This is a genomic window from Streptomyces sp. NPDC008086 (assembly GCF_042957325.1).
Classification (GTDB): Bacteria; Actinomycetota; Actinomycetes; order Streptomycetales; family Streptomycetaceae; genus Streptomyces.
This window is the reverse complement of the sequence record NZ_JBIBIA010000017.1, coordinates 33,278-58,176: the sequence shown is the minus strand read 5'-3', so window position 1 is coordinate 58,176 and position 24,899 is coordinate 33,278. Positions and strand designations below refer to the sequence as shown.

11 protein-coding genes are annotated in these 24,899 nt (G+C 73.8%); 7 read left to right on the top strand and 4 right to left on the bottom strand.

The window, feature by feature from the left end:
• Positions 1–53: 53 nt before the first annotated feature.
• The 5 genes from ACFZBP_RS39655 (at position 54) to ACFZBP_RS39635 (ending at position 19,397) form a co-directional block, all read left to right on the top strand.
• Positions 54–13,847, top strand: a complete 13,794-nt coding sequence (locus ACFZBP_RS39655) for an SDR family NAD(P)-dependent oxidoreductase (RefSeq protein WP_391420823.1) — start codon at positions 54–56, stop codon at positions 13,845–13,847.
• Positions 13,848–13,907: 60 nt separating this feature from the next.
• The gene (locus ACFZBP_RS39650; RefSeq protein ID WP_391420822.1) at positions 13,908–16,478 is read left to right on the top strand and encodes a thioester reductase domain-containing protein; all 2,571 of its coding nucleotides are present in this window, start codon (positions 13,908–13,910) and stop codon (positions 16,476–16,478) included.
• Positions 16,475–17,626: an alpha/beta fold hydrolase gene (locus tag ACFZBP_RS39645; RefSeq protein ID WP_391420821.1), complete on the top strand. Its 1,152-nt coding sequence runs from the start codon at positions 16,475–16,477 to the stop codon at positions 17,624–17,626. The genes ACFZBP_RS39650 and ACFZBP_RS39645 overlap by 4 nt, the downstream gene beginning before the upstream one ends.
• A 66-nt stretch (positions 17,627–17,692) precedes the next feature.
• Positions 17,693–18,463, top strand: a complete 771-nt coding sequence (locus tag ACFZBP_RS39640) for an alpha/beta fold hydrolase (RefSeq protein ID WP_391420820.1) — start codon at positions 17,693–17,695, stop codon at positions 18,461–18,463.
• 289 nt (positions 18,464–18,752) lie between these two features.
• Complete coding sequence (locus ACFZBP_RS39635) at positions 18,753–19,397, top strand: endo-1,4-beta-xylanase (RefSeq protein ID WP_391420819.1); 645 nt, start codon at positions 18,753–18,755, stop codon at positions 19,395–19,397.
• 70 nt (positions 19,398–19,467) lie between these two features.
• On the opposite strand, the gene ACFZBP_RS39630 is transcribed toward ACFZBP_RS39635, so the two are convergent.
• The gene (locus ACFZBP_RS39630; RefSeq protein ID WP_391420818.1) at positions 19,468–20,202 is read right to left on the bottom strand and encodes a lipoprotein; all 735 of its coding nucleotides are present in this window, start codon (positions 20,200–20,202) and stop codon (positions 19,468–19,470) included.
• A 127-nt stretch (positions 20,203–20,329) separates the two neighbouring features.
• Here ACFZBP_RS39630 and ACFZBP_RS39625 point away from each other — a divergent pair, with 127 nt between their 5' ends.
• Positions 20,330–21,124, top strand: coding sequence for a maleylpyruvate isomerase family mycothiol-dependent enzyme (locus ACFZBP_RS39625; RefSeq protein ID WP_391420817.1), 795 nt, complete (start codon positions 20,330–20,332; stop codon positions 21,122–21,124).
• A gap of 56 nt (positions 21,125–21,180) precedes the next feature.
• Here the strand turns inward: ACFZBP_RS39625 and ACFZBP_RS39620 are convergent, their stop codons facing one another.
• Positions 21,181–21,807 (bottom strand): NAD(P)-binding domain-containing protein, encoded by a 627-nt coding sequence (locus tag ACFZBP_RS39620; protein WP_391420816.1) that lies wholly within the window; start codon positions 21,805–21,807, stop codon positions 21,181–21,183.
• A gap of 207 nt (positions 21,808–22,014) precedes the next feature.
• On the opposite strand from ACFZBP_RS39620, the gene ACFZBP_RS39615 reads away from it, so the two are divergent.
• Positions 22,015–22,656, top strand: a complete 642-nt coding sequence (locus tag ACFZBP_RS39615) for a methyltransferase domain-containing protein (RefSeq protein WP_391420815.1) — start codon at positions 22,015–22,017, stop codon at positions 22,654–22,656.
• Between the two features lie 16 nt (positions 22,657–22,672).
• On the opposite strand, the gene ACFZBP_RS39610 is transcribed toward ACFZBP_RS39615, so the two are convergent.
• Together ACFZBP_RS39610 and ACFZBP_RS39605 are read right to left on the bottom strand one after the other, a co-directional pair.
• Positions 22,673–24,286: an FAD-dependent oxidoreductase gene (locus ACFZBP_RS39610; RefSeq protein WP_391420814.1), complete on the bottom strand. Its 1,614-nt coding sequence runs from the start codon at positions 24,284–24,286 to the stop codon at positions 22,673–22,675.
• Positions 24,283–24,882 (bottom strand): TetR family transcriptional regulator, encoded by a 600-nt coding sequence (locus tag ACFZBP_RS39605; protein WP_391420813.1) that lies wholly within the window; start codon positions 24,880–24,882, stop codon positions 24,283–24,285. The genes ACFZBP_RS39610 and ACFZBP_RS39605 overlap by 4 nt, the downstream gene beginning before the upstream one ends.
• Positions 24,883–24,899: the final 17 nt, after the last annotated feature.

The window sequence follows — 24,899 nt, the reverse complement described above, 5'->3', positions numbered from 1 at the left end:
TGCGGACCGTACGGCCACCACGCCTGCCCGAATCCACGAGGACACCTCTCCAGATGCCTGCGCACGACTCCCCGAAGCAGTTCCCCGAGCCGTCGCTCACCACACCGGACGGTGTGCGGGCCTGGCTGGAGTCGGCCGTCGCCGAGGCGGCCGGGCTCGACCCGACGGCCGTGGACCCGGAGCGGCCGATCGCCGAACTCGGCCTGGGGTCACGCCTGTTGGTGACGTTGGCCGCCGACCTGTCCGCGGCCACCGGCCGCACCCTGGACCCCTCCCTGATCTTCAACCACCCCACCATCGCGACCCTCGCCCACGCCGTCTTCGACGAGACACCCACGCGCGCCCCCGCGACGGCCCCGTCCGTGGACCGCACGCCCGCGCGGGCCGACGACGACATCGCGATCATCTCCATGGCCTGTCGCTTCCCCGGGGGCGCCGACCACCCCGAGGCCCTCTGGCGGCTGCTCGCCACGGGCGAGGACGCCGTCACCGACGTGCCGGCCGGCCGTTGGGACACCCGGGGGCTGCACGACCCCGACCCGGACGCCACCGGCAAGGCGTACTCCCTGCGCGGCGGCTACCTCGCCGGCATCGACCGCTTCGACGCGGCCTTCTTCGGGATCTCACCCCGTGAGGCCGCCGCCATGGACCCCCAGCAGCGGCTGCTCCTGGAGACGAGCTGGGAGGCGATCGAACGCGCCGGAATCGTCCCGGACACGCTGAACGGCAGCTCCACGGGCGTCTACGTCGGCCTCTACGACAGCGGCTATCTGGCCTCGGCCGCCCTGGACCAGCTCGACGGGCACGTCGGCACCGGCTCGGCCGCCAGCGTGGCGTCCGGCCGCGTCGCCTACACCCTCGGCCTCCAGGGCCCCGCCGTCACCGTCGACACGGCCTGCTCGTCCTCCCTGGTCGCCCTGCATCTGGCGGCGCGGGCCCTGGCGGGCGGCGAGTGCGACCTCGCGCTGGCGGGCGGCGCGTCACTGCTGGTGACCCCGCGCGGGCACGTCGAGTTCAGCAGGCTGCGCGGACTGTCCCCGTCAGGGCGGTGCAGTCCGTTCTCGGCCGACGCGGACGGCGTGGTGTGGGCCGAGGGCTGCGGGGTGGTGCTGCTCAAGCGGCTCGCGGACGCGCGGCGCGACGGCGACCGGATCCTCGCCGTCGTCAAGGGCTCGGCGATCAACCAGGACGGCCGCAGCCAGGGCCTCAGCGCCCCCAACGGCCCCGCCCAGGAACGGGTGGTGCGGGCCGCCCTCGACGCGGCCGGAATCCAGCCGCACGACCTGGACCACATCGAGGCGCACGGCACCGGCACCCCGCTGGGCGACCCCATCGAGGCCGGCGCCCTTGCCGCCGTCTTCGGACCCGACCGCCCCGCGGACCGGGCTCTCGGCGTCGGCTCCCTGAAGTCCAACATCGGCCACACCCAGGCCGCCGCGGGCATCGCCGGAGTCATCAAGACCGTCCTCGCCCTCGGCCACGAACGCATACCCGCGTCCCTGCACGCGGAGACCCCGACCGAGCACATCGACTGGGCGCACAGCGGACTGCGCCTGCTCGACCAGCCGCAGTCCTGGCCCCGCCGCCCCGAGCGGGTGCGGCGCGCCGGGGTGAGCGCGTTCGGGATCAGCGGCACCAACGCCCATGTGGTGCTGGAGGAAGCGCCCGAGGAACAGCCGGTCGAACCGGCCGCGGACCTGCTCGGGGCGACCCTCTTCCCGCTCTCCGCCCGCACCCTCCCCGCGCTGCGCGCACAGGCCGGCCGCCTCCTGGAGAACCTCGAACAGCAGCCGGAGCCACCGCTCCCCGCCGTCGCCGCCGCCCTGGCCCACCACCGCACCCACTTCGAGCACCGGGCCGTCGTCCACGCGGGCGACCGCGCCGAACTGCTCACCGCCCTGCGGGAACTCGCCGAGGGCCGCCCCGACACCGAGTTGATCACCGGCCCCGAACACGCCCTCACCACCGGCAAGTTGGCGTTCGTCTTCCCCGGGCAGGGGTCCCAGTGGTCCGGCATGGCCCGCGACCTGCTCGACCGCGACCCCGTGTTCGCCGACGAACTCGACCGCTGCGACGCCGCCCTGCGCCCGTTCACCGGCTGGTCGGTGACCTCCGTCGTACGCGGCGACGCAGGCGCCCCGAACCTGGAGCGTGTCGACGTCGTCCAGCCGGTCCTGTTCGCCGTGATGGTGTCGCTGGCCGCCGCCTGGCGCGCTCGCGGCATACGGCCGGACGCGGTCGTCGGACACAGTCAGGGCGAGGTCGCCGCCGCGTGCGTCGCCGGAGCGCTGAGCCTCAACGACGCGGCGGCCGTGGTCGCCCTGCGCGGCCAGGCGCTGACCGAGCTGTCCGGCACCGGCACCATGGCCGTCGTCGCCCTGCCCCACACCGAGGTTGAGGTCCGACTCGCCGACCACGGGGGCGAGATCGCCGTCGCCGCAGTCAACAGCGGCCGCTCGACCGTGGTCGCCGGTGCCGTGGACGCCGTGGCGGCCCTGCTCACCGACCTCGACCGGCAGCAGGTCTTCGTCCGCCGCCTCGATGTCGACTACGCCTCCCACAGCGCCCAGGTCGAGCCCCTCCGCACCACGATCCTCGACGAACTCGACGGTGTCACCACCTACCCCACCCCCGTGACCTGGTACTCCACGGTCACGACCGAGCCGGTCACCGAGGAACTCGAAGCCGACCACTGGTACGCCAACCTGCGCGAACCCGTCCGCTTCGCGCCGACCATCGAGCGCATGGCCGCCGACGGCTACCGCCACTTCGTCGAGCTCAGCCCCCACCCCGCGCTCCTCACCGCCCTGCGCACCATCGACGAGGACCTGATCGCGGTCGGATCCCTCCGCCGCGACGAGGACGGCCCCGCCTGTCTGGACCGCGCCACCGCCGAACTCCACGTCCACGGACGGCACATCGACTGGCGCCGCCCCGTCCCGCCGACCACCCCGGCCGACCTGCCGACCTACGCCTGGGACGCCCAGCGGCACTGGACCGAGCCCGCCGCCTCCGCCACCGCGCCCGGCCTCTTCGACCGCGCGGCGCACCCGTTGCTCGGCATCCAGCTCCAGTCGGCGGACCGGACCCGCTGGACATTCCGCGACGAGTGGTCCCCGGCCACCGCCGACTGGCTGCCCGACCACACCGTCTTCGGCCGGACCGTGGTCTCGGGCACCACCCTCCTCGAACTCTGCCGCGCAGCCCTCGCGGCGGCCCACCCGGACACCCCCGCCGACATCTCCGACCTGCTCCTCCTCGCGCCCCTCACGCTGCCCGCCACCGGCACGGTCGAGGTGTCCGTCGAAGTCGTCACCGCAGGGGCCGCCCCGGAGATCACGATCCACAGCCGCCCCCGAGGCCAGGAGGCCACGGACTGGACCCTGCACGCCACGGCGTCCGCCGCCGAGCCCGCCGCCGTGCAGGCCGACGAACCACCGGCGTGGCCCGAGACGGCCGAACCGTCCTGGCACGAGGACACCTACGAGCGCCTGACCGGCCTCGGTCTCCGTTACGGCCCGGCCTTCCAAGGCGTACGCCAGGCCGCCGTCACCGGCGACGGAACCCTGCTGGCCCGCCTCACGCTCCCACCCGCGGCCCGAGACACCACCGACCCCTACCCGGTCCACCCCGCACTCCTCGACGCCGCCCTCCACGTGGCCGCCGCCCTCGCCAGCTCCGAGGAACGCGTCCTGCTGCCCGTCGCGATGGCACGCTGCGTCCTGCCGCCCGGCACCGCGGCCGACCTCATCGCGTCCGTGCGCCGGGTCGGCGGCTCCGGTACGGACGTCACGCTGGACGTCACCCTGTGGGACACCGACGGCTTCGCGGCGGGCCGACTGGAGGGCGTACGCCTGCGGCCCGCGAACCCGGCCGACCTCCACAGCGCCTCGGAGAACGGCCGTCACCTGTACGAGGTGGCCTGGACGGCCGTACCGGAGACGCCGGCCGGCCCACCCGGCACCGCATGGGCCGTCCACGGCCACGGGGCGGACCCGGCCGTCGCAACGGCCCTTCGCGACCTGCGGGCGGCGGGCGTCCGGATCGCCGACATCACTGACATCACCGACGAGGGCGCCGACACCGTCGTACGCTTCTGGCCGCGCACCGCACCCGATGCCGAACCAGCCGCAGCGGCAAGGGAGTTGGCGGCGACTGCGCTGGCCGAACTCCAGACGCTGATCGCTCTCCCGCCGGACAGGGCGCCGGCGCGCACCATCTGGGTGACGCGAGGCGCGGTCGCGGCGGCCGACGGGGACACGGTTCCCGGGTTCGCCCAGTCGGTGCTGTGGGGCCTCGCCCGCGCCGCCCGCGCAGAACACCCCGACCTCGGACTGACCCTCCTCGACCTCGACGGTGACGAACCGCCACCGCTCACCGCCGCGGCGCACGCCGACGAACCGGAGCTCGCCCTGCGCGTCGGTGAGTTGCTCGTCCCGCGCCTAGTACGGGCCCGCCCCGCGCCGTCCGACCGCTCGGCACCGATGCCCGCCGACGGCACGGTACTGATCACCGGAGGGCTCGGCGCGGTGGGCCGCAGCATCGCCCGTTTGCTCGCCGAGAAGGGCGTTCCCCGCCTGCTGTTGACGTCCCGTCAGGGCAGTGAGGACTCCCGCGCGGCGGACGTCGCCGCCGAACTGGCCGCACTCGGCGCCGAGGTGGAGATCGCCGCGTGCGATGTCGCGGACGGCGCCGCCGTGGCCGAGCTGCTGGCCGGCATCGGGGAGGAAGCGCCGCTGCGGGGCGTCGTCCACTGCGCCGGGGTCCTCGCCGACGGCGTGGTGGCCGAGCTGACCCCCGAGCGCCTCGCGCAGGTGCTGCGCCCCAAGGCCGACGGCGCCGCCCACCTGCACCGGCTCACCGCCGACCGGCCGCTCGACCTCTTCCTCCTGGTGTCCTCGGCCGCAGGGGTCGTCGGCAACGCGGGCCAGGCCAACTACGCGGCCGCCAACGCCTTCCTCGACCAACTCGCCCACCACCGGCGCGCCCTGGGCCTGCCCGGAGTCTCGGTCGCCTTCGGCGCCTGGGCGGGCGAAGGGCTCGCGGCACAGCATGCCGACCTGGAGCGGATGGCCCGCCTGGGCCACCGCGCCCTCACCCCCGACCAGGGCCGCGAACTGACCGAGCTCGCCCTGCGCCGCGACGCCGCCCACCTGGTCGCCTGGGCGCTGCACCTGCCCCGGCTGCGGGCCGCCGCACCCGAAGGGGCACTGTGGCGCTCGCTGCTCCCCGTGCGCCCGGCCCAAGCAGGCGGCCGCACCCTGGCCGACCGGCTGGCCCTGCTGCCGGAGTCCGAACGCCCCGCACGTGTCCTGGCCCTGGTCCGGAAGGAGGCCGCCCACGCGCTCGGCCTGCGCTCGGCGGAATCCGTCCGCCCCGACCAGCCGCTGCGCGACCTCGGCATGGACTCGGTGACAGCGGTCGACCTGCGCAACCGCATCAGCGCCCGCCTGGGCACCAAACTCCCCGCCACCCTCCTCTTCGACCACCCCACACCCACCCGCCTCGCCCAGTACCTGCTCACCGGCGTCCTGGCGACCGCAGCGCCTGCGGGTCGTGAGCTCACGGCCCCGCCCGCGTCCACACTGTCGTCGGACGAGCCCGTGGCCCTCGTCGCCATGGCCTGCCGGCTGCCCGGTGGTGTGAACGACCCGGAGGGGCTGTGGCGTCTGGTCGCGGAGGGGCGGGACGCGGTCGGACCGTTCCCGGCGGGGCGGTGGGACGTGGAGTCGCTGTACGACCCCGACCCGGACGCGCTCGGCAAGTCGTACGCCCGCGAGGGCGGCTTCCTCGACGACATCGAATCCTTCGACGCCGCGTTCTTCGGCATCACTCCGAAGGAGGCGGCGGCCATGGACCCGCAGCAGCGACTGCTGCTGGAGACGGCCTGGGAGTCGCTGGAGCGCGCCGGGATCGTGCCCGACGACCTGGCGGGCAGCACCACCGGTGTCTACGTCGGCATGTTCGGCAGCGACTACCTGTCCGGCACCCGGCTCGACCAACTGGACGGCTACGTCGGCACCGGCTCCGCCCTGAGCGTCGCCTCGGGCCGGCTCGCGTACACCCTCGGGCTGAACGGGCCCGCGCTCACCGTGGACACCGCGTGCTCGTCGTCGCTGGTGGCCGTGCATCTGGCGGCCCAGGCGCTGCGCGCGGGGGAGTGCGATCTGGCGCTCGCCGGCGGTGTCACGCTGATGGTCACGCCGCAGACCTTCGTCGAGTTCAGCCGGCTGCGCGGCCTGTCGCCGACGGGCCGCTGCCGCTCCTTCTCCGACGGCGCCGACGGCGCCGTCTGGGCCGAGGGCGCCGGCATGGTCGTCCTGAAACGACTGGGCGACGCCCGGCGCGACGGCGACCGGGTCCTGGCCGTACTGCGCGGCACCGCCGTCAACCAGGACGGCCGCAGCCAGGGCCTGTCTGCGCCGAACGGGCCCGCTCAGGAACAGGTGATCCGACGGGCACTGGAGAGGTCCCGACTCACACCCGCCGACATCGACCACGTCGAGGCGCACGGCACCGGCACGACCCTCGGCGACCCCGTCGAGGCGAACGCCCTCGCGGAGGTCTTCGGCGGCTCACGCCCCGAGGGCCGCCCGCTCCACCTGGGCTCGCTGAAGTCCAACATCGGGCACGCGCAGGCGGCTTCGGGCGTGCTCGGCCTGATCAAGGTCGTGGAGTCGCTGCGCCACGAGACCCTCCCGCGCACCCTGCACGCCGACACCCCGAGCCGCCACGTCGACTGGGCGGACAGCGGGCTGCGCCTGCTGCGCGAGGAGAGGGCATGGCCCGTTTCGGACGAGCGGATCCGGCGTGCGGGCGTGAGTGCCTTCGGGATCAGCGGCACCAACGCGCATGTGATCGTCGAGGAAGCGGGACCTGCCACCGCCGAACCGCCTGCCGAAGTCCTCCCGGGCAAGCGGCTGTTCGTCCTGTCCGGCCGCAGCGAGGCGGGCCTGCGCGGACAGGCCGCGGCACTGGCCCACCACCTGGCAGCCGTCGACTCCGACGCCGGCACCGCGCTGTCGGACACGGCCCACACCCTGGCCCACCACCGCAGCCACTTCGAGCGACGCACGGCGATCCTGGCCGAGGACCGCGACGAACTGCGCTCTTTACTCGTCGAGTTGGCAGCCGGGCGGCTCCCGCTGCCGCCGAACCGGGAGGAGCGGACAGGCAAGCTCGCCTTCGTCCACGCCGGGCACGGCGGCCAATGGCCCGGCATGGGCCTGGACCTGATGGCCGAGTCGGAGGCGTTCCGCGAGGAGCTGACCCGGATCGACGAGGCGGTGGAGCGGCAGGCCGGCTGGTCGGTGCTCAACGCGCTGCGGGCGCCGGAGGAGTTCTCCCCGCTGGAGCGCACCGAGTACCTCCAGCCGACGTTGTTCGCGGTGAACGCGGCACTGACCGCCGCCTGGCGCTCCCTCGGCGTCACCCCGGACGCCGTGACCGGGCACAGCCTGGGCGAGATCGCCGCCGCGTACAGCGCGGGCGCGCTCACCCTGGACGACGCCGTGACGGTGGTGACCGGGCGCGCCCGGGCGGTCGCACCGGTCGCGGGCAAGGGCGGCATGCTGTCCCTGGACCTGCCGCGCCCGCAGGTCGAGGAACTCCTCGCGCCCTACGCCGGCCGACTGTTCGTCGCCGCCGTCAACAGCCCCCACTCCACGGCCGTCTCCGGTACGGGCGACGCGCTGGCCGAACTGCGCCGCAGCCTCGACGAGCAGGGGATCGAGGCCCGGTCCCTGTCGACCCCGTTCGCCTCCCACACGCCGCTCATGGCCCCCCTCCGCCAGGACCTGCTCGACCGCATCCCCGGCATCCGAGGCTCACTGGCCGCCGTCCCGATGTATTCGACCGTGCTGGCGGAACCCGTGCCCGGAGACCGTCTGGACCCCGCGTACTGGCACGCCAACCTCAGCGAACCCGTCCGCTTCGCGGACACGATCCGCCGCATGCTGGACGACGGCTACCGCTACTTCGTCGAGCTCAGCCCGCACCCCTCCCTCGGCTCTTCCATCGAGGCCGTGGCGGCCGAGTCCGGAATCGACGCGGTGAGCGTCGGCTCGCTGCGCCGCCAGCGGGGCGGTCGGGACGTACTGCTGTGCAGGCTGGGCGAGTTGTACACGGCCGGGCGCACGCCCGACTGGTCCGCCCTGTTCCCGGCCGGCCGCCGCGTCGACCTGCCGACCTACGCCTTCGCCCGCGAACGCCACTGGCTCGCCCCCGCCCCGGCCCCCGCGACCGGCGCCTCACCCCTGCTGGCCACGCACGTCGAGGCCAGCGACGACGCCGACCGGCACCTCTTCCAGACCGAGGTGGACCTGCGCGACAGCCGCTTCGCCTATCTGACCGACCACCGGGTCACCGGCGAGGTCTGGCTGCCGGGCGCCGCCTTCCTGGGCATGGCGCTGGAGGCCGCGGCCACCGTGCGGGACGGTGACGAGGTACGGCTCCACGACGTCGGCTTCCTCCAGCCGCTGCGCCTGGACGAGTCCCGGCCGACCCGGCTGCAACTCGTCCTGAAACCGGCCGTCGACGGCTTCCGGGACTTCACGATCGCCTCGTCCCCGGCCACCGACGGACAGCGCGCCCGCTGGGAACGGCACGTCGACGGCCGCATCGCCGTCACCCCCACCGAACCCACCGCCGACCCGAGCGTGCCACCGGCCGCACTGCGCGCCCAGTGCGCGGAGCCCGCCGACCTCCCGGCCGTCTACGGCACCCTCGCCGCCCTCGGTATCGAGTACGGGCCCGCCTTCCGGGGCCTGGAGTCCGGCCGTCGCTCCCACGCCGTCGCTGTGGCCCGCCTTGCCGACCGGCCCGCCGCTGGCCATCTGCTCCACCCGGCCGTCCTCGACGCCGCCTTCCACACGGCAGCACTGCCCGGCGACGCCCCCCAGGGACGGGCGTTCGTGCCCGCCGGGGTCGGACGCCTGCGCCACACTGGGCTGCGTACCACCCCCGCCTGGGTGACCTGCGAGCTGCGGTCCGTGTCCGGCGACACCGCCACCCTGGACCTCCGGCTGTACGACGACGAGGACCAACTGCTGCTGGAAGCAGAGGCGTTCCGGCTGGCCGCGCTCTCGCCGCTGGACGGAGCGCTCTTCGAGACCCGCTGGCAGCCGCGCCCGCCCGCCGACCAGCCGCCCGCACCGGGCAGCTGGCTCGTCCTGGCCGACGAGTCGGGGGTGGCCGCCGACCTGGTCGAGCGACTCGGCACCTCCGTGCCCTGCGTGATCGCCCGCAGGGGCGAGGAGTTCGCCGCCGAGGGACCCGGCCGGTACGTCCTCGACACGGCCGACCCGGGCCAGCTCGCGCGCCTGCTCGACGAGGCCTTCGCCCACGAGCCTCCCCAGCGCGTCGTGCAGTTCTCCGCACTCGACGCCCCGGCGATCGAGGACGGACGTACGGCCGACGAGGCCGCCCGCCTCTGCTGCCTCGGCACCTCGCACCTGGTGCGCGCACTCGCCGACCGGGGACAGGCACCCCGCCTCTTCGTCGTCGCCCGGGGCAGCCAAGCCGCCGGTGACAGCTGTGAGGTGACGCACCCTCAGCAGGCGCTCGCCTGGGGTTTCGGTCTCGCCGTCGCGCAGGAACACCCCGAGCTGAGGACCACCCTCGTCGACCTCCCGCCCACGGACGGCGCCGACGCCCTGTGGACCCAGCTGTGGCACGCCGACGACGAACGGCTCGTCGCACTGCGGGACGACACACGCCTCGTACCCCGGCTGGTCCGCACCCGCCCGGACGACTCCGGGCAGGGCGCCACCTCCCCGGACGGCGCGTATCTGATCACCGGTGGTCTGGGCGGTCTCGGCCGGGTCGTCGCCGAGCGACTGGCCCGCCGCGGAGCCCGCCGGATCGCCCTCATGAGCCGGAGCGCGCCGAACGCGGACGCCCTGGACTGGATCCGGGGGCTCGAAGAGCGGGGCGTCACCGTGCACGTGGCCCGCGCCGACGTCGCCGACCGCGCGGAACTGGCGGCCGCGCTGGACGCCGTACGCCTCGAACTCGGCCCGATCACCGGGGTAGTCCACGCGGCGGGTGTCCTCGACGACGCCACGATCGCCAACCTGACCGACGGGCGCGTCCTGCGCGTCCTCGGCCCCAAGGTCCTGGGCACCGCCCTGCTCACCGAACTCACCCCGGACGCCGAGGACTTCGTCCTGTTCGCCTCGGCGGCCGGCCTGCTCGGCTCGGCGGGACAGAGCCCCTATTCGGCGGCCAACGCCTTCCTCGACGCCTGGGCGCACCACCTCTCCCTACGGGACCGCCGCGCGCTGAGCCTCGACTGGGGTGCCTGGGCCGGCGTCGGCATGGTGTCCGAGTCCGGCGTACGGGAGGCGCAGACGGCCCGCTCCGGACTGCTCGCCTTCTCCGCGCAGGACGGCGGCGAGCTGTTCGAGCGGGTGCTGACCACCTCCCGCCGCCAGCTCGCCCCCATGACCCTGGACTGGGACCTGCTGGCCCTCGACCCCGACGCCGCCCGCACCCGCCCGATCCTGGCCGACCTGATCACCGCCCCCACCGGCACACCCGCCACGGACGACCTCGTCAGAAACGTGTTCGCGGCGACGACCGACACCGAACGCGCCATACGCCTCGAGGCATACGTCCGCGCCCGGGTCGGCGAGGTCTCCGGCGGGGCGGTCCAGGTCTCCGCGACCACGGCCCTGAAGCAACTCGGCCTCGACTCCCTGATGCTGGTGCGGCTGCGCAACGCCTTCGCCCGCGAACTCGGCGTCGAACTCCCCGCCGCCACGGTCTTCTCGGCCGCCGACATCCGCGGCCTCGCCCAGGCCCTGAGCACCGCGCTGCCCGAACGGGACACCACGGCACCCCACGAGCAGAAGCACACCGCCGAGGTGCCGACGACCGAACTGCACCCCGTGACCCGCGACGTCGTACGCCTGCTGCGCAGCGCCGGGCCCGGCATGCCCCCCGCCGCCCACGCCGTCGGCCTCGCGGTACGCCTCACCACCCCGACCACCCGCGAGACCCTCACCGGCATCCTCGACCGCCTCACCGCACGCCACGCCGCCCTGCGCACCGCCGTCGTCACCGCCGACGGGGGCGGACGGCAGCTGAGGGTGGACCGCGAACTGCCGGAGACGCCGCTGCGATGGACGGTCGTCCCGCCAGAGACCGCCCTCGACGTCGCCGACCGGCTGCGCGGGCTTCTGGAGCCGCCGTTCGACCTGGCCGAAGCGCCCCTGTGGCGTTTCGAGCTGCTGGACGGCGCAGCGCGCGGCCAGATCCTGGTCTACGGCGCCCACCACGCGGTCAGCGATCTCCAGTCGCTGCTGCTGGTGGCGAGCGAGATCGACGCCGAGCTCTCCGGCGACGCGCTCGACGACAGCGTCGCCAACCGAGACATCCGCCTGCTGATCGAGGCCCAGCAGACCGGCGGCCAGACCGGCGGCCAGACCGGCGGCCAAACCGGAGGTCAGATCGGCGGTCCTGCCGATGGGCAGGTCAACGGGCCGGCCGGCGGCACGGACGAGTGGCGCGAGGCCTTCCAGGGCAGCGCACGCCTCGACCTGACCCTGAGCCGACCACGCCCGCGGACCCGCTCGTACCGGGCCGGCAGCGTCACCGTGCCGATCCCCGACGGCCTGATGCACCGGATCTCCACCGCCGCGAGCCGCCTGGCGGTGACCACCGCCGCCTTCTGCCTGGGCACGCTGACCGTTCTCCTGGCAAGGAAGCGCGAGCGCGAACGCTTCGTCCTCGCCGTGCCCGTGGACACCCGCATCCACGCCGACGCCCACGACGCGGTGGGCTTCTTCGGTGTGCCGGTGCCCTTCCCCGCCGAGGCGAACGCGGGGGAGCGGGTCGACGAGGTGCTGCGCCGCACCGACGGGCGGCTGCAGCGGGTGCTGACCAAGGGCGCCATGTTCTCCGACGTGCTGCCGGCCCTGGCCCGACTGGGCCTGCACCGGGCGAACGCGCCGCTGGTGGAGGTGTACTTCAACTTCGTACGTGCCGCGCGCGAACTGACCACGCTGGAGGTGCTTCCGGCCGGGACGGGCTACTCCGACCTCGACCTGATGATCACCATGACCCCGGACGCGGGCCGCATCCGCCTCGACCACAACCTCGACATCCTGGACGCGGCGGAGGTGGCCGAACTGGGGGAGGAGCTGCTGCGGCTGCTGGCGGAGACGGCCGACGACCCGACGGGCCCGGCGCGCGTCCCCGTACCGGCCGCCACGTCGGCTCCCGCACAGGCCGCTGCGCCGGCCGCCGCTCCGGCCAGGGCCCACGTTCTCGCCCTCGCCGCCACCTTCGCGCTGGGCAACCTGCCCCTGATGTGCGAGACGGCCCTCGACGCCGCGGCACCGGACAGCCCGACCACCGTCGCCGAAGCCCCGTACCACCACGTCCTGGCGGGCCTGCGTGACCCGTCCGGGGTCTTCGCCGACCCGGCCACGACGGCCGGCGTCGTCCTGCTGCGGGCCACGGACCTGCAACGCTTCGGCACGGTCGACGACACGCTGCTCGCCGAACTGCGCACCGCCTACCCGGCGGCCCTGCGCGCGGTCGCCGAGCGCACGCGCAAGCCGTTGATCGTCGGCTTCCTCCCCACCGCACAAGGGGAGGACCGCCTCCGCCGCTGGGAACAGGAGGTCGCCGCCGAGCTGGCCGAGGAGCCCGGTATCGCTGTCCTCGGCCCCGACGACTGGATCCGCCGGCACCCCGTCGAGGAACGCTTCGACGAACGCACCGAGCACCTGGCCCACCTCCCCTTCACCGCCCCCTTCCAGGCTGCCGTGGCCCTCCGTGTCGCCGAGACCGTACACGCCGTACGGCGTCCGGCGCCCAAGGTGATCGCTGTCGACGGTGACGAGACCCTGTGGGGCGGCGTCGCCGGGGAGATCGGCCCCGAGGCCGTGGACCTGACCGGTCCGCGCGCCCTGCTCGCCCGCAGGCTGCTGCAATGGCGGGCGGCGGGTGCGCTGCTGGTGCTGGTCAGCAACAACGACGCGGACGTCGTCCGGGCCGTACTGGACCGCCCGGACAGCCCGCTGAAGGCGGAACACTTCAGCGTCGTCTCCGCTGCCTGGAGCCCGAAGCCGGCCCGCCTGGCCGAAGCCGCCGACACGCTCGACCTCGGCCTGGACAGCTTCCTGTTCCTCGACGACAACCCGGCCGAGATCGCCAAGATGCGCGCCGCGCTCCCGCAGGTGCTGTCGGTGACCTGCCCGTCGGCGGCCGAACTGCCGGAGTTCGTCGGCCGGTTGTGGCCGTTGGTCCCCGCGGCCGCCACTGCCGAGGACGCGCTGCGAGCGCGGTTCTACGAGCAGGAACGCGAGCGGGACGCCGTCCGCGCGGAGGCCGGTTTCGAGGAGTTCCTGGCACGGCTGGAGTTGGAGGTGGACGTACGGGCCGTGTCCGAGGCCGATGTGCAGCGGGCGGAGCAACTCGTGCGCCGCACCAACCAGTTCACGTTCCGCGCCCGCTCGGCGGACGGGGGCGACGTCGCCCGGTGGCGCGAGTACGGCGAGGTCTGGACGGCGACGGCCCGGGACCGCTTCGGCGACTACGGCCAGATCGGCCTCCTCGCCGTACGCCGTGAGGGCGACCGGCTCGACGTCCTGGCCTGGCTGATGAGCTGCCGCGCACTCGGCCGAGGCGTCGAGGAACGCCTGCTGGGCTGGCTGGCCGACCGCGCCGAGGAACTGGGCTGCGCGAAGGTCCGCCTCACAGCCGAACGCACCGCGCGCAACACTCCCGCCCGACGCCTGCTGTCGGCGCTGGGCGGCGGGGACCAGGACGACGACCGGCTGGAGACCGTGGTCACTCCGCAGCACCTTCGGACGTTCCGCTCCTGGCGGCGCCCGTGACGGTGCGAGACATCCGGACAGCAGCGAGGAAAGGGCAGGGCAACACCGTGAAGGGCTCCCATGCGTGAGGTGAACGAGAACGTGCCGACAGTCGCCGACCAGCGGGCGACCGCGGAGGCGATCGAGCGCGGCGGCGTCGGGCTGACCGTCTCCGACCTGCTGGCCAGGGCCACGGGTTCGGCTCCGCCCGCCGAGAGCGCGCCGACGGCGCATGACGCAGACGAGCTCGCCACCGCCATCGCGGCCGTCGCGGGCCGCTACGTCCCCGCAGGACACCTGGCACCCGACGCCGACTTCTTCGACGCCGGAGGCACCTCCGTGAGCGCGGTGGAACTCCTCTCGGCACTGGCGGACGAGCTCGGCGTGTCGCTCGACCTGGACGAGGTCTTCGCCGACGCGAGGCCTATCGCGCTCGCCAAGAGCCAGCTGCGGGTCGGAGGAGCCGCGACCGCCGAACCGGAAACGGCCGACCCCGGGGCGACGCGGCTGACTCCGCCGCCTGCCGTGGCCGCGCTCCCCGACGCTGCCCCGTCGACCGCTGTGCCGGAGAGGGCCGACCCCCAGGCGACACGGCCGACTCCGCCACCTGCCTTGCAAGCACGTCCGCCGCACAGCGCCCCCTCGACGGCCACGCCGGAAACGGCCGCCCCCGTGGCCACACGGCCCGCCCGGCGACCCGCCGCAGCCCAGCGCCCCCACAACACCCCGTCGGCCGCCACCGCCCGCCCCGAGGACCTCACCCAGATCCTCGCCGACCTGGCCCTCGCCGACCGCCTCCCCTTCACCGCCTCGCCCGACCCGAGCCCGCCCCGGCGCGTCCTGCTGACCGGTGCCACCGGCTTCCTCGGCAGCCACATGCTGCTGGACCTGCTGCGGCACAGCGACGCCCATGTGCACTGCCTGGTCCGGGCCGCCGACGTGGACGCGGCCACGGTCCGGCTCGGTGAGGCGCTGAAGAAGTACGGGCTGCCCTGGTCGTCGGAGGTCCGGCGCCGCATCACCGTGCTGCCCGGCGACATCCGCCGGCCCCGCCTGGGCCTGTCCGACGACCTCTGGAACACCCTCGCCCACGAAGTCGACAGCATCGTGGGAGTCGCGGCGGCCGTGGACTTCCTGCGCGGGTACCAGTCCCTGCGCACCAGCAACGTCCTCGGCGCCCTCACCCTCGCCGAACTGGCGGCCACCGGACGCCCCAAGCCCCTGCACCACATCTCGTCCATCGCCGTCTTCAACGAGGTCGGCATCCCCTCCATGGGCGAGGACGACCCGCTCGCCCACATCGACCGGCTCGTCGCCGGCTACGACCAGACCAAGTGGGCCGCCGAGGTCGCCCTGCGCCGCGCCCGCGACCACGGCCTCGTCGTCACCGCCCTGCGCCCCGGCGGCATCGGCGGCCACACCAGGACCGGCGCGTACAACCGCCAGGACCTCAGCAGCGGCCTCATCTCGGCCTTCGGCCGCTTCCGCACGGTGCCGGCCTTCCGCTACCTCAACGCCGCCCCCGTCGACTGGGTCAGCCGCGTCGCGGTCGCCGTCGTCTGCGAACCGGACGCCTGGGGCTTCGACTACAACCTCACCGGCGTCCCCAACACCCTCGACGACGTCGTAGGGGACATGGCGTTCGGCGGCATGCACGTCCGCGTCCACGACTGGGACGAGTGGCGCGTGGACGCCCTCGCCCGTCTGGAGGCCGACCCGATCCCCGAACTGACCTTCCTCAGCCGCGTGTTGCAGAGCCCCACCGCCCTGAAACTGTGCGAGGCGACCCTGAAGGGCCCCGCCGCCACGGCCGACCGCACCACCGCACTCGTCGAAGCCCTCGGCCTGCCGCCCGCCGCCCGCTACGACGCCCGGGCCCAGCTGAAGACGTTCGAGCGGCTCGCGGGCGACGGCCTGGCCCGCCTCCCGCAGAAGGACGACCAGCCCTACCTGTGGTTCTCCGAGAACACCGAGGGCAGTGTCAGCCCTGTCGCGGCCGGTCCTGGCGGAACGATTCCCGACGGAACGATTCGCGGCGGAGGAATTCCTGACGGCGCGCCTCCCGGTGACGACACACCCGCCACCCCGTGCCCGATGTCGATGTCCCTCACCCTCTCCATCGCGAGCATGCACCAGCTGGTCACCGACCGCCGCGTCGACGTCCGGGGCGAGGTCACCTGCCCAGCCCTGCACCCCGAGCCCCTGACCGTGGCACGCGGAGACATCTGGATCCGCCCTGAGGAAGGCATCCCGCACCGGCACGGACTGCGTCACCAACTGCTCCGCTACCGGCTGGAGTTGACCGACCCCGAGGGCGGCCGCTGGTGGCTGGAGGGCCACAAGTACGCCCGCGCCCGCCGCGACTTCTGGCGGCAGACCCGCGCCCTGACCGTGCAGCTCGGCCGCGAGGGCGAGCCGGCGCGCCTGACCGGCGAGGTCGTCGTCCCCGCCGACTCCTACGTACGCGACCAGATCGACGGCATCAAGGTCGACCCCCGCCTGACCAGCCAGGAGAAGCGCGCCGCCAAGCTGACCTGGCTCGCCTGGTTCGGCCTGGAGATGGGCCGCGGCCTGCTCGGCCCGTTCGCCCGCGCCGCCGCGGACCTGCTCGACCTGCGCCGCCCCCAGACCCCCTCGGAGCACCACCGATGATCTTCCGTACGGCGAACCCCAGGACGGCCAGGTCCGCCCTGCGCAAGGTCAGGAGCACCACGGCCCTGCGCCCCCTCCAGCACCGCCTCGACCCGGCGCGCGTCGAGGAGATCCCGTTCCACGCCGGCGACGGCGTCCGCCTCGGCCTGACCCGCGTCGACCCCGGCGACCGCGCCCCCGCCCCCGACCGCCCCGCCGTCCTGCTCCTGCACGGACACACCGCGTCGGCCGACATGTTCCTGCTGCCCGAGACCCGCAACCTGGTCGACGCCCTCCTCGACGAGGGCCACGAACCCTGGCTGCTCGACTGGCGGGGCAGCTGCCGCCTGCCCTACAACGAGACCGGCGGCCGCTACACCTACGACGACGTCGCCCTCTACGACATCCCCGAAGCCGTCGCCCACATCCGCGCCCGCATCGGCGACCGCCCCCTCTTCGTCGTCGCCCACTGCATCGGCTCCCTGACCCTCTCCCTGAGCATGACGGCGGGCCTGGTGCCCGGCCTCGCGGGCGTGGTCTCGCAGGGCGTCTTCCTCACCCCGAAGCTCGCGGGCCGCACCTCCCTGCGGATGACCCTGGCCGGAGAGCTGCTGAAGTCCCGTATCGACCACATCCCCGTCGACTTCCGCAAGGTCGGCCTCCGCTCCAGGTACACCCCGCTGTTCGCCCTGGCCTCGCGCAAGGCGACCTGCCCGGACCCGACCTGCCAGATCCTGCACAACTCGGCCTGGGGAACCGGTGCCTCGCTCTTCGTCCACGAGCACCTGACCGACAGGACCCACGACCGCCTCGCCGACCTCCTCGGCCCGGCCCCGCTGTGGATCCTCCCGCACCTGCGCCGCATCGAACTCGCCCGCACCGTCGTCCGCTGGCACGAGACCGACCACCGCTACCGGGCCCTCCCGCAGAACGCCCTGGACGCGGCGGCCCGCATCGACACCCCCGTCCTCCTCCTCGCGGGCAGCGAGAACGGCCTGTGGCTCGACTCCCAACGGCTCTGCCGCGACGTGCTCGCCCACCGCCAGCCCCAACTCGACGTCAGGTACACCGAGATCCCGGGCTACGGCCACCTGGACACATTCCTCGGCAGAGGAGCGGCCCTCGACGTCTTCGGGCACATCCTCGACTTCCTGGAAGAACGCCGGTGACGGCAGCCCGCGCGGCCGGTTACCGTACCGGTCAGTAACCAGAGACCCGCACCCCAGGAGGCCCGCATGCCGCAGCTCGAAGTCGACGGCGCGACGCTGACGTACGACGACGAGGGCCCCCGCGACGGCGAGGGTGTGCCCCTGGTGTTCGTCCACGGCTGGACGGCGAACCGGCATCGCTGGGATCACCAGGTCGCCCATTTCGCGAAGGCGCGGCGGGTCGTCCGGCTCGACCTGCGCGGGCACGGCGAGAGCAGCGGAGCGGGGGCGCGCAGGATCGACGACCTGGCCCGGGACGTCCTGGCCCTCCTCGACCACCTCGGGATCGAGCGGTTCGTGGTCGTCGGCCACTCCATGGGCGGCATGATCGCCCAGACCATCGCCCTCGCCCACCCGGAGCGCGTCGAGCGCATGGTGCTGGTGAACTCCATCGGCAGGATGGCCTACAGCCGGGGCCGTGCCCTGCTCATGGCCGCCTCGACGCTCGCCCCCTTCAAACTGTTCGTTGCCGCCAACATCCAGCGCGCCTTCGCCCCAGGCCACCCGCGCGAGGAGATCCGCGAGTACGTCCGCGCCTCCGCGGACACCCCGCGGGAGGTCGTCATGACGCTGTACGGCGCCATGCGGGCCTTCGACGTGCTGGACAGGGTCGGCGACATCCACGCGCCCACCCTCATGGTGCACGGCTACCACGACATCCAACTGCCCCTCGCCCAGATGCTCCGCATGGCCAAGGCCTACCCGGACGCCGTGATCCGTGTCCTGGACGCGGGCCACGAACTGCCGGTGGAGAAGCCGGCCGAACTCACGGCCGTGCTCGACCGGTTCCTCACCTAGCGCGGACAGCCGGGCGGGGCGGTGGGGACAAGACCGTGTCCCGCACATCCATCGACCCGCCTCCCGAGCGTCGCCCCCGGCGCTCGCGCACCCGCACCCGCACCGCGCTGACCCTCGGCATGGCCGGCCTGCTCGCCGCGGCCGGCGTCACCGCCCTCGCGGGCGGCGCGCAGGCCGCGAGCACCCTCGGCGCGGCGACCGCCGAGAAGGGCCGGTACTTCGGCGCCGCGGTCGCCGCGAACCACCTGGGCGAGGCGCCGTACGCCTCGACACTCAACACCGATCGGCGGTGCCGAGGCCCGCGACCCACTTCAACAGTGCCTCACCGGTCCCGTCCGACTACCAGGCGAACCTTCAGTGCTTCGCCGCCCTCGGCGTCGACGTGCAGATCACCGAACCGGACATCGAGGGCTCGGGCACGGCACAGGCCAACAGCTACGGCAATGTCGTACGGGGCTGCCTGGCGGTCTCGCGCTGCACCGGCATCACCGTCTGGGGCATCACCGACAAGTACTCCTGGCGCGCGAGCGGCACACCCCTGCTGTTCGACGACAACTACGCCAAGAAGCCCGCGTACAACGCGGTGCTGACCGCGCTCGGCGGCTCCTCCGGCGGCGGCACGCCCGGCGCCGCCTGCACGGCGACCTACAGCAAGGCCGAGGAGTGGAGCGACCGCTTCAACGGCAAGGTCACCATCACCGCCGGGAGTTCGCCGATCAGCGACTGGACGGCGACCGTCACCGTGACCGCCCCGCAGAAGATCTCCGCGACCTGGAACGGCACCCCCGGCTGGGACAGCAGCGGCAATGTCATCACGATGAAGCCGAACGGCAACGGCAGCCTGGCCGCCGGAGCCTCCACGAGCTTCGGCTTCACGGTCATGAAGAACGGCACCGCCACGGCCCCCACGGTCGGCTCCTGCACCGCGTCCTGACCGGCTCCGGTCGACGTCCGGCGCGGCACGTGACCGCCCGCGCCGGACACCCCCGTCGCCCAACCGCCGCTCAGCCCACCCGCAGGGTCTTCTTGGCCAGTTCGTACGCCGGCAGCATCGCCCGGTGCTCCTCGGTGTCCATCCCGCCGAGGTGGATGACGATTGGTCCCTTCTCGGTGGTGACGGCCAGGGCGGTCTCCTCCTTGGTCTCCTCCAGGAGCTCGCTGGTGACGAGGTACTTCACCTCGGCCCCGGCGACGCCGCCCGTCTTGAACGCGCTGTACTTCGCCTTGCTCACTCCGGTCTCGTCCGCCAGGAACGCCTCCAGCACGCCGCGCGCGTCCTCGGCGCCCGGCTCGCCCGTCCAGATGCGCAGGAAGCCGATGTTCCCGGCAGGCTTGGCGTCGACCTCGCAGGCCGCCGTGACGGGCCCCTGGTGAAGGAGCGCGTCGGCGATCTCCTGGGCCAGCTCGTCGTCCTCGGCGTCGGCGGAGCCGTTGCCGCCCGAGGTGTCCTTCTTTGTGCCGGAGTCGACGGCCTCGGCCTCCCAGTACTGGGCGATGTCAAAGGTGACGGGGAGTTCGCAGGCCGAGCCGGCGGCCCCGATGCTGCCCCCGCTCTTCACCCCCGAGCCACCGTCGTCGTCACCGGCCGTCTCCGCCGACGCCGTCGAGTCGGCCGACGCCGAAGCGCTCGCCGACGCCTTCGTGTCGTCCTCGGCCGCCCCCGCACAGCCCGACAGCACCCCGGCCAGCACCGCCACCTGGGCCAGCCGCCGCCGCGCCCGTCCTGTCCCCACCCACATCGTGTTCTCTCCCCACCCTGTACCGCACGCCGATCTTGTTCAGGCGGCATACGGTATCCGAGCCCACTGACAAGGCCGATCCAATATCCCCGCCGGGCCCATCCCGTCGCTCGGGCATCATGAACCGATGACCTCGCTGAGCTTCGAGCGCTACTGCGACGAGATCGTCTCCCAGACCGAACGTCTCACCACCCACGTTCGCGACGCTGACATGACCGCCTCCGTGCTCTCCTGCCCCGGCTGGAACCTGGGCCGGCTGCTGCGGCACGTGGGCGGCGACCACCGGTGGGCGGAGGAGATCGTACGCACCCGCGCGGCCGGCCCGATCCCCGACGAGCTGGTGAACGACCCGACCGCGAACGCCGACGAGGACGCGTCGTTCCTGATCCCGTGGCTCGTCGAAGGCGCGGCACGGCTCAGCTCCACCCTCCGTGCCGCCGGGGCCGACGCCCTGGCGTGGAACCCCTCCGCCGACCGGTCGGCGCCGGTGGCGTTCTGGGCGCGCCGCATGACCTACGAGACCGCCGTGCACCGCGCCGACGCGGCCCTCACGGCCGGGACGGGGTTCGCGCTGGACCGCGACCTCGCCGTGGACGCGGTGCGGGAATGGCTGGAGTACTCCACCTTCCCCGAGGCGTTCGAGCCCCGGCCGGACCTGCCGGACCTTCTCGGCCCGGACCGTACGCTCCACTTCGACGCGACCGACGCCGGAGAGTGGCTCGTCGACCTCACCGGTGAGCGCCCCGTCTGGCGGTCCGGGGCAGGCGGTGGCGCCACCGCGATCGCGCGGGGCCCGGTGACCGACCTCCTCCTGTACGTCTACAAACGGCCCACGACCGCCGTCGAGACCAAGGGAGACACGGCACTTCTCGACCTCTGGCGCACCCGCGCCGGATTCTGGCTGGAGGCACCGGAGGACTGACCTAGGGGGTGTTTCGAACGTCCCGCACAGCACCCACGGGACTTTCGAAACACCCCCTAGCCCGCGGCGCGGGGGACCACCTTGATGTTGAAGGTGTGGGAGCCCAGCCCGCCCGCGATCCCCATGAACAGCAGCGCGAAGTGTTCCTGCCCGCGAGCGGTGGTGATGCCTCCGATGTCGAGCTGGGACGACGGGGGCCAGCCCAGGTCGGTGAGCAGTCGGCCGGTGAGTTGCTTGGCTGCTGGGTCGTCGCCGGAGAGGAAGACGGTGCTCGGCCCTTCGAGGCTGTCCGGGGCGGTCATCGCGGTCGAGTCCATCGTGCACAGTGTCTTGACGACGGGCGTCAGCGGGAAGGCCCGCTGGATCTGTTCCGCCAGGCTGTTGTCGGGGTGCGAGAGTGCGGTGTAGTCGTCGGTGAGGCCGACCCCGACGTCTATGAGTACCTTGCCGGAGAGATCCGAAGGCCCGATGGAACGCAGCAGTTCCACGGACACGTTCCCCGGGGTCGCGTTCACGAGCACCTCCGCGTGGGCGGTCGTCCCGCTCAAGTCCGCGACGGGAAGGCCGAGGTCCGTTCGTTCCTGCGGCGCGCGGGAACCGAGCAGGACGTCGTGTCCTGCGGCTCGCCAGCCCTGCGCGAGTGCCCGTGCGACGTTGCCGGTGCCGAGAAGTCCTATACGCATGGCTCGACGCTAGGCGGGACGACGGGCGCGGCGGATCGGGCCGCGGGCCGGGCGGGACCGGCACCAAGGTCGTAGTCCTGAGGCCCTGCGCGTGCCTCGGCCTCCCCGCCGGTTTTGCCGAACCGGCAAGGCTGTTTGTCGTCGCCCGGAGTGTCCCGCAGGCTTCCTCAGCGTGAACGCATCCATCCCAGCGCACCGGGAGACGTCATGACCGAGACCCCTGCCCTGAACGCCGCCGAGTTCTGGGAGACCCGCTATCGCGACGGCGGCCGGCTGTGGAGCGGCCGCCCCAACGCGCTCCTCGTCCGCGAGGCCTCCGACCTCGTGCCGGGCACCGCGCTCGACCTCGGCTGCGGCGAGGGCGCCGACGCGGTGTGGCTCGCCTCGCGCGGCTGGCAGGTCACCGGCGTCGACATCTCGCACACCGCGCTGGAGCGCGCCGCCGGACACGCCGCCGAGGCCGGCGTGAGCGACCGTACCGCGTGGGAACGCCACGAGCTGGGAGAGACGTTCCCCGAGGGCTCCTTCGACCTGGTCAACGCGCAGTTCCTCCAGTCGCCGGTCCCGCTCGACCAGCAGCTGATCCTGCGCCAGGCCGCCGACGCCGTCACACCGGGCGGCACCCTGCTCCTCGCCATGCACGCCAACTGGCCGTCGTGGCAGACCGAACCGCCCTTCGAGGCCGAGTTCCCCACCCTGCGCAGCGTCCTCGACGAACTCGCCCTGCCGGAGACCGACTGGACCGTGGAGACACTGGACACGGTGCGCGGCGTGAGCGTGTCGCCCGAGGGCGTGGAGGGCTTCCGGGACAACCACGTATGGCGCGTCCGGCGCCGCGGCGACGCCTGACACCCCCCGCTGCCCGCTACGCCTCGCCCACCTGTGCCGACACCTCGCCCAGCATGTCGCGTACGGCGTCCAGCGCTGCCGCGCGATCGGCCGGCACCAGCCCGATACGGGTCCGCCGGTCCAGCAGATCGGCCTCGTCCAGGGCACCTTCGTGGCGTACGGCCCACAGCAGTTCGGCACCGGTGACGGGGTGCCCCGGCAGTACCGGTTCGCCCAGCCGGGGGTCGCGGGCGGCGAGCGCGTGGACGGCCGGTGCTTCCGTGCCGTAGCGCTGGACGAGGCGGCGCGGCGCCCGGAGGGAGCCGAGCGTGCCGGGTGACGCGGCGCCGACGAGCGGGAGCCCGGCGGTGGGGGAGGAGCCGGCGGTGAGCCGGCGGGTGGTGACGGCGGCGTCGACGGCGTCCTCGGCCATGCGCCGGTAGGTGGTGAGCTTGCCGCCGACCACGGTGATCACGCCGTCCGGCGAGGTGAGGACCGCGTGCCGACGAGAGATGTCGGAGGTGCGCGGCGCGGCGCCGGAGCGCGCCTGCGGGGTGGTGTCCAGCAGGGGGCGCAGTCCGGCGAAGGCGCCGACGACGTCGTCGCGTTGGACCGGGACGTCCAGCACGGAGCCGAGGACGTCGAGCAGGAAACCGATGTCCGTCTCGGGTACTTCGGCAACGTCGGGGATGTCGCCCTCGACGGGCTCGTCGGTGAGTCCGACGTAGACCCGGCCGTCGCCCTGGGGGAGTACGAGGACGAAGCGGTTGGTCTCGCCGGGGACCGGCACGTGCAGTCCCGCGGGCAGCGGGCCGAGGCGGTCGGAGCGCAGGACGAGGTGGGTGCCGCGGGAGGGGCGGATCAGGATGCCCTCCACCAGGTCGCCCGCCCAGACACCGGACGCGTTGATCACCGCGCGGGCCCTGATCTCGCCCTCCTCGCCGGTGAGTTCGTCCCGTACCCGGGCTCCGGAGCCGGTGAGCTCCAGGGCCCTGACCCGGGTCAGGATCCGCGCGCCCTGGGCGGCCGCGGTGCGGGCGATCGCGGTCACCAGGCGGGCGTCGTCGGTGAGCCGGCCGTCCCAGGACAGCAGGCCGCCGCGCAGGCCCTGGGTGCGCAGGGCGGGCGCGAGGTGCCGGGTCTCCACCGCGGAGAGCCGGCGCGGGGCGGGCAGGGTGGCACGGGCCGTGCGGGCCGCGAGGCGCAGGGTGTCACCGGCCCGGAACCCGGCCCAGGCCAGCGCGGACTGACCGCGCGAGACCAGCGGCGTCAGCGGAAGCACGAAGGGTTGGGCGCGGACCAGGTGCGGCGCCGTGCGCTCCATCAGCACACCCCGCTCGACCGCGCTCTCGTGGGCCACGTCGAGCTGGGCCGAGGCGAGATAGCGCAGCCCGCCGTGGATGAGCTTGCTGCTGAACCGCGAGGTGCCGAAGGCGAGGTCGTGGGCGTCGACGGCGGCCACCGTCAGCCCGCGGGCAGCGGCGTCCAGCGCGGCACCGGCGCCCGTCGCGCCCAGTCCGACGACCAGGACGTCCACGACGCGGCCGCCGACGGTCCCGGCGAGTTCGCGCGAGCGCCGGGCGGCGGACAGTGACGCCCCGGAGGCGGAAGCGGGAGTGGCTCCGGGGACCGGGGGAGTGGCGGGGCTCATGGCGTGAGGGTCCTTTCCAGGATGCTGCGCAGCTCCGCCAGGAAGGCCTCACTGCTCAGGTCGGCGTCGTCCTCGTCGGTCATGGTCCGCAGGGACAGGGTGAAGGACTGGACGATCAGCAGCAGGGCCCGCGCCTGCCGTTCGACATGGCCTGCGCGCACCGAGCCGTCGGCGTGGCCTTCGCGCACGGCGTCGGCCAGCAGCGCGATGAGCGCCTCCTGGCTCGCGCCGCGGCGGTCGAGGACGTAGGGGAGGAGCAGCTCCGGATCGACGTCGACGATCTTCCGGAAGAGCGGATGGGTGCGGAAGGCCTCCACTCCGGCCACCAGCCCGTCGACGATCAGACCGCGCGCGTTCGCCCCGGCCCGCCGCTCGGGCATGGCCCCGGTGGCCACCGCGACCCACTCCCGTGTCATCAGGTCCCCCACCAGGGAGCGCACATCGGGCCACCGGCGGTACAGCGTCATCCGGGAGACCCCGGCGCGGCGGGCCACGTCGGTCAGCGTCGTACGGCGGACCCCGACGGCCAGGACGCAGTCCCGCACCGCGTCGAGCACCGCGTCGCCGTCCGAATGGTTGTGACGAATAGGCGTCATGTGTCACAGTGTAACGC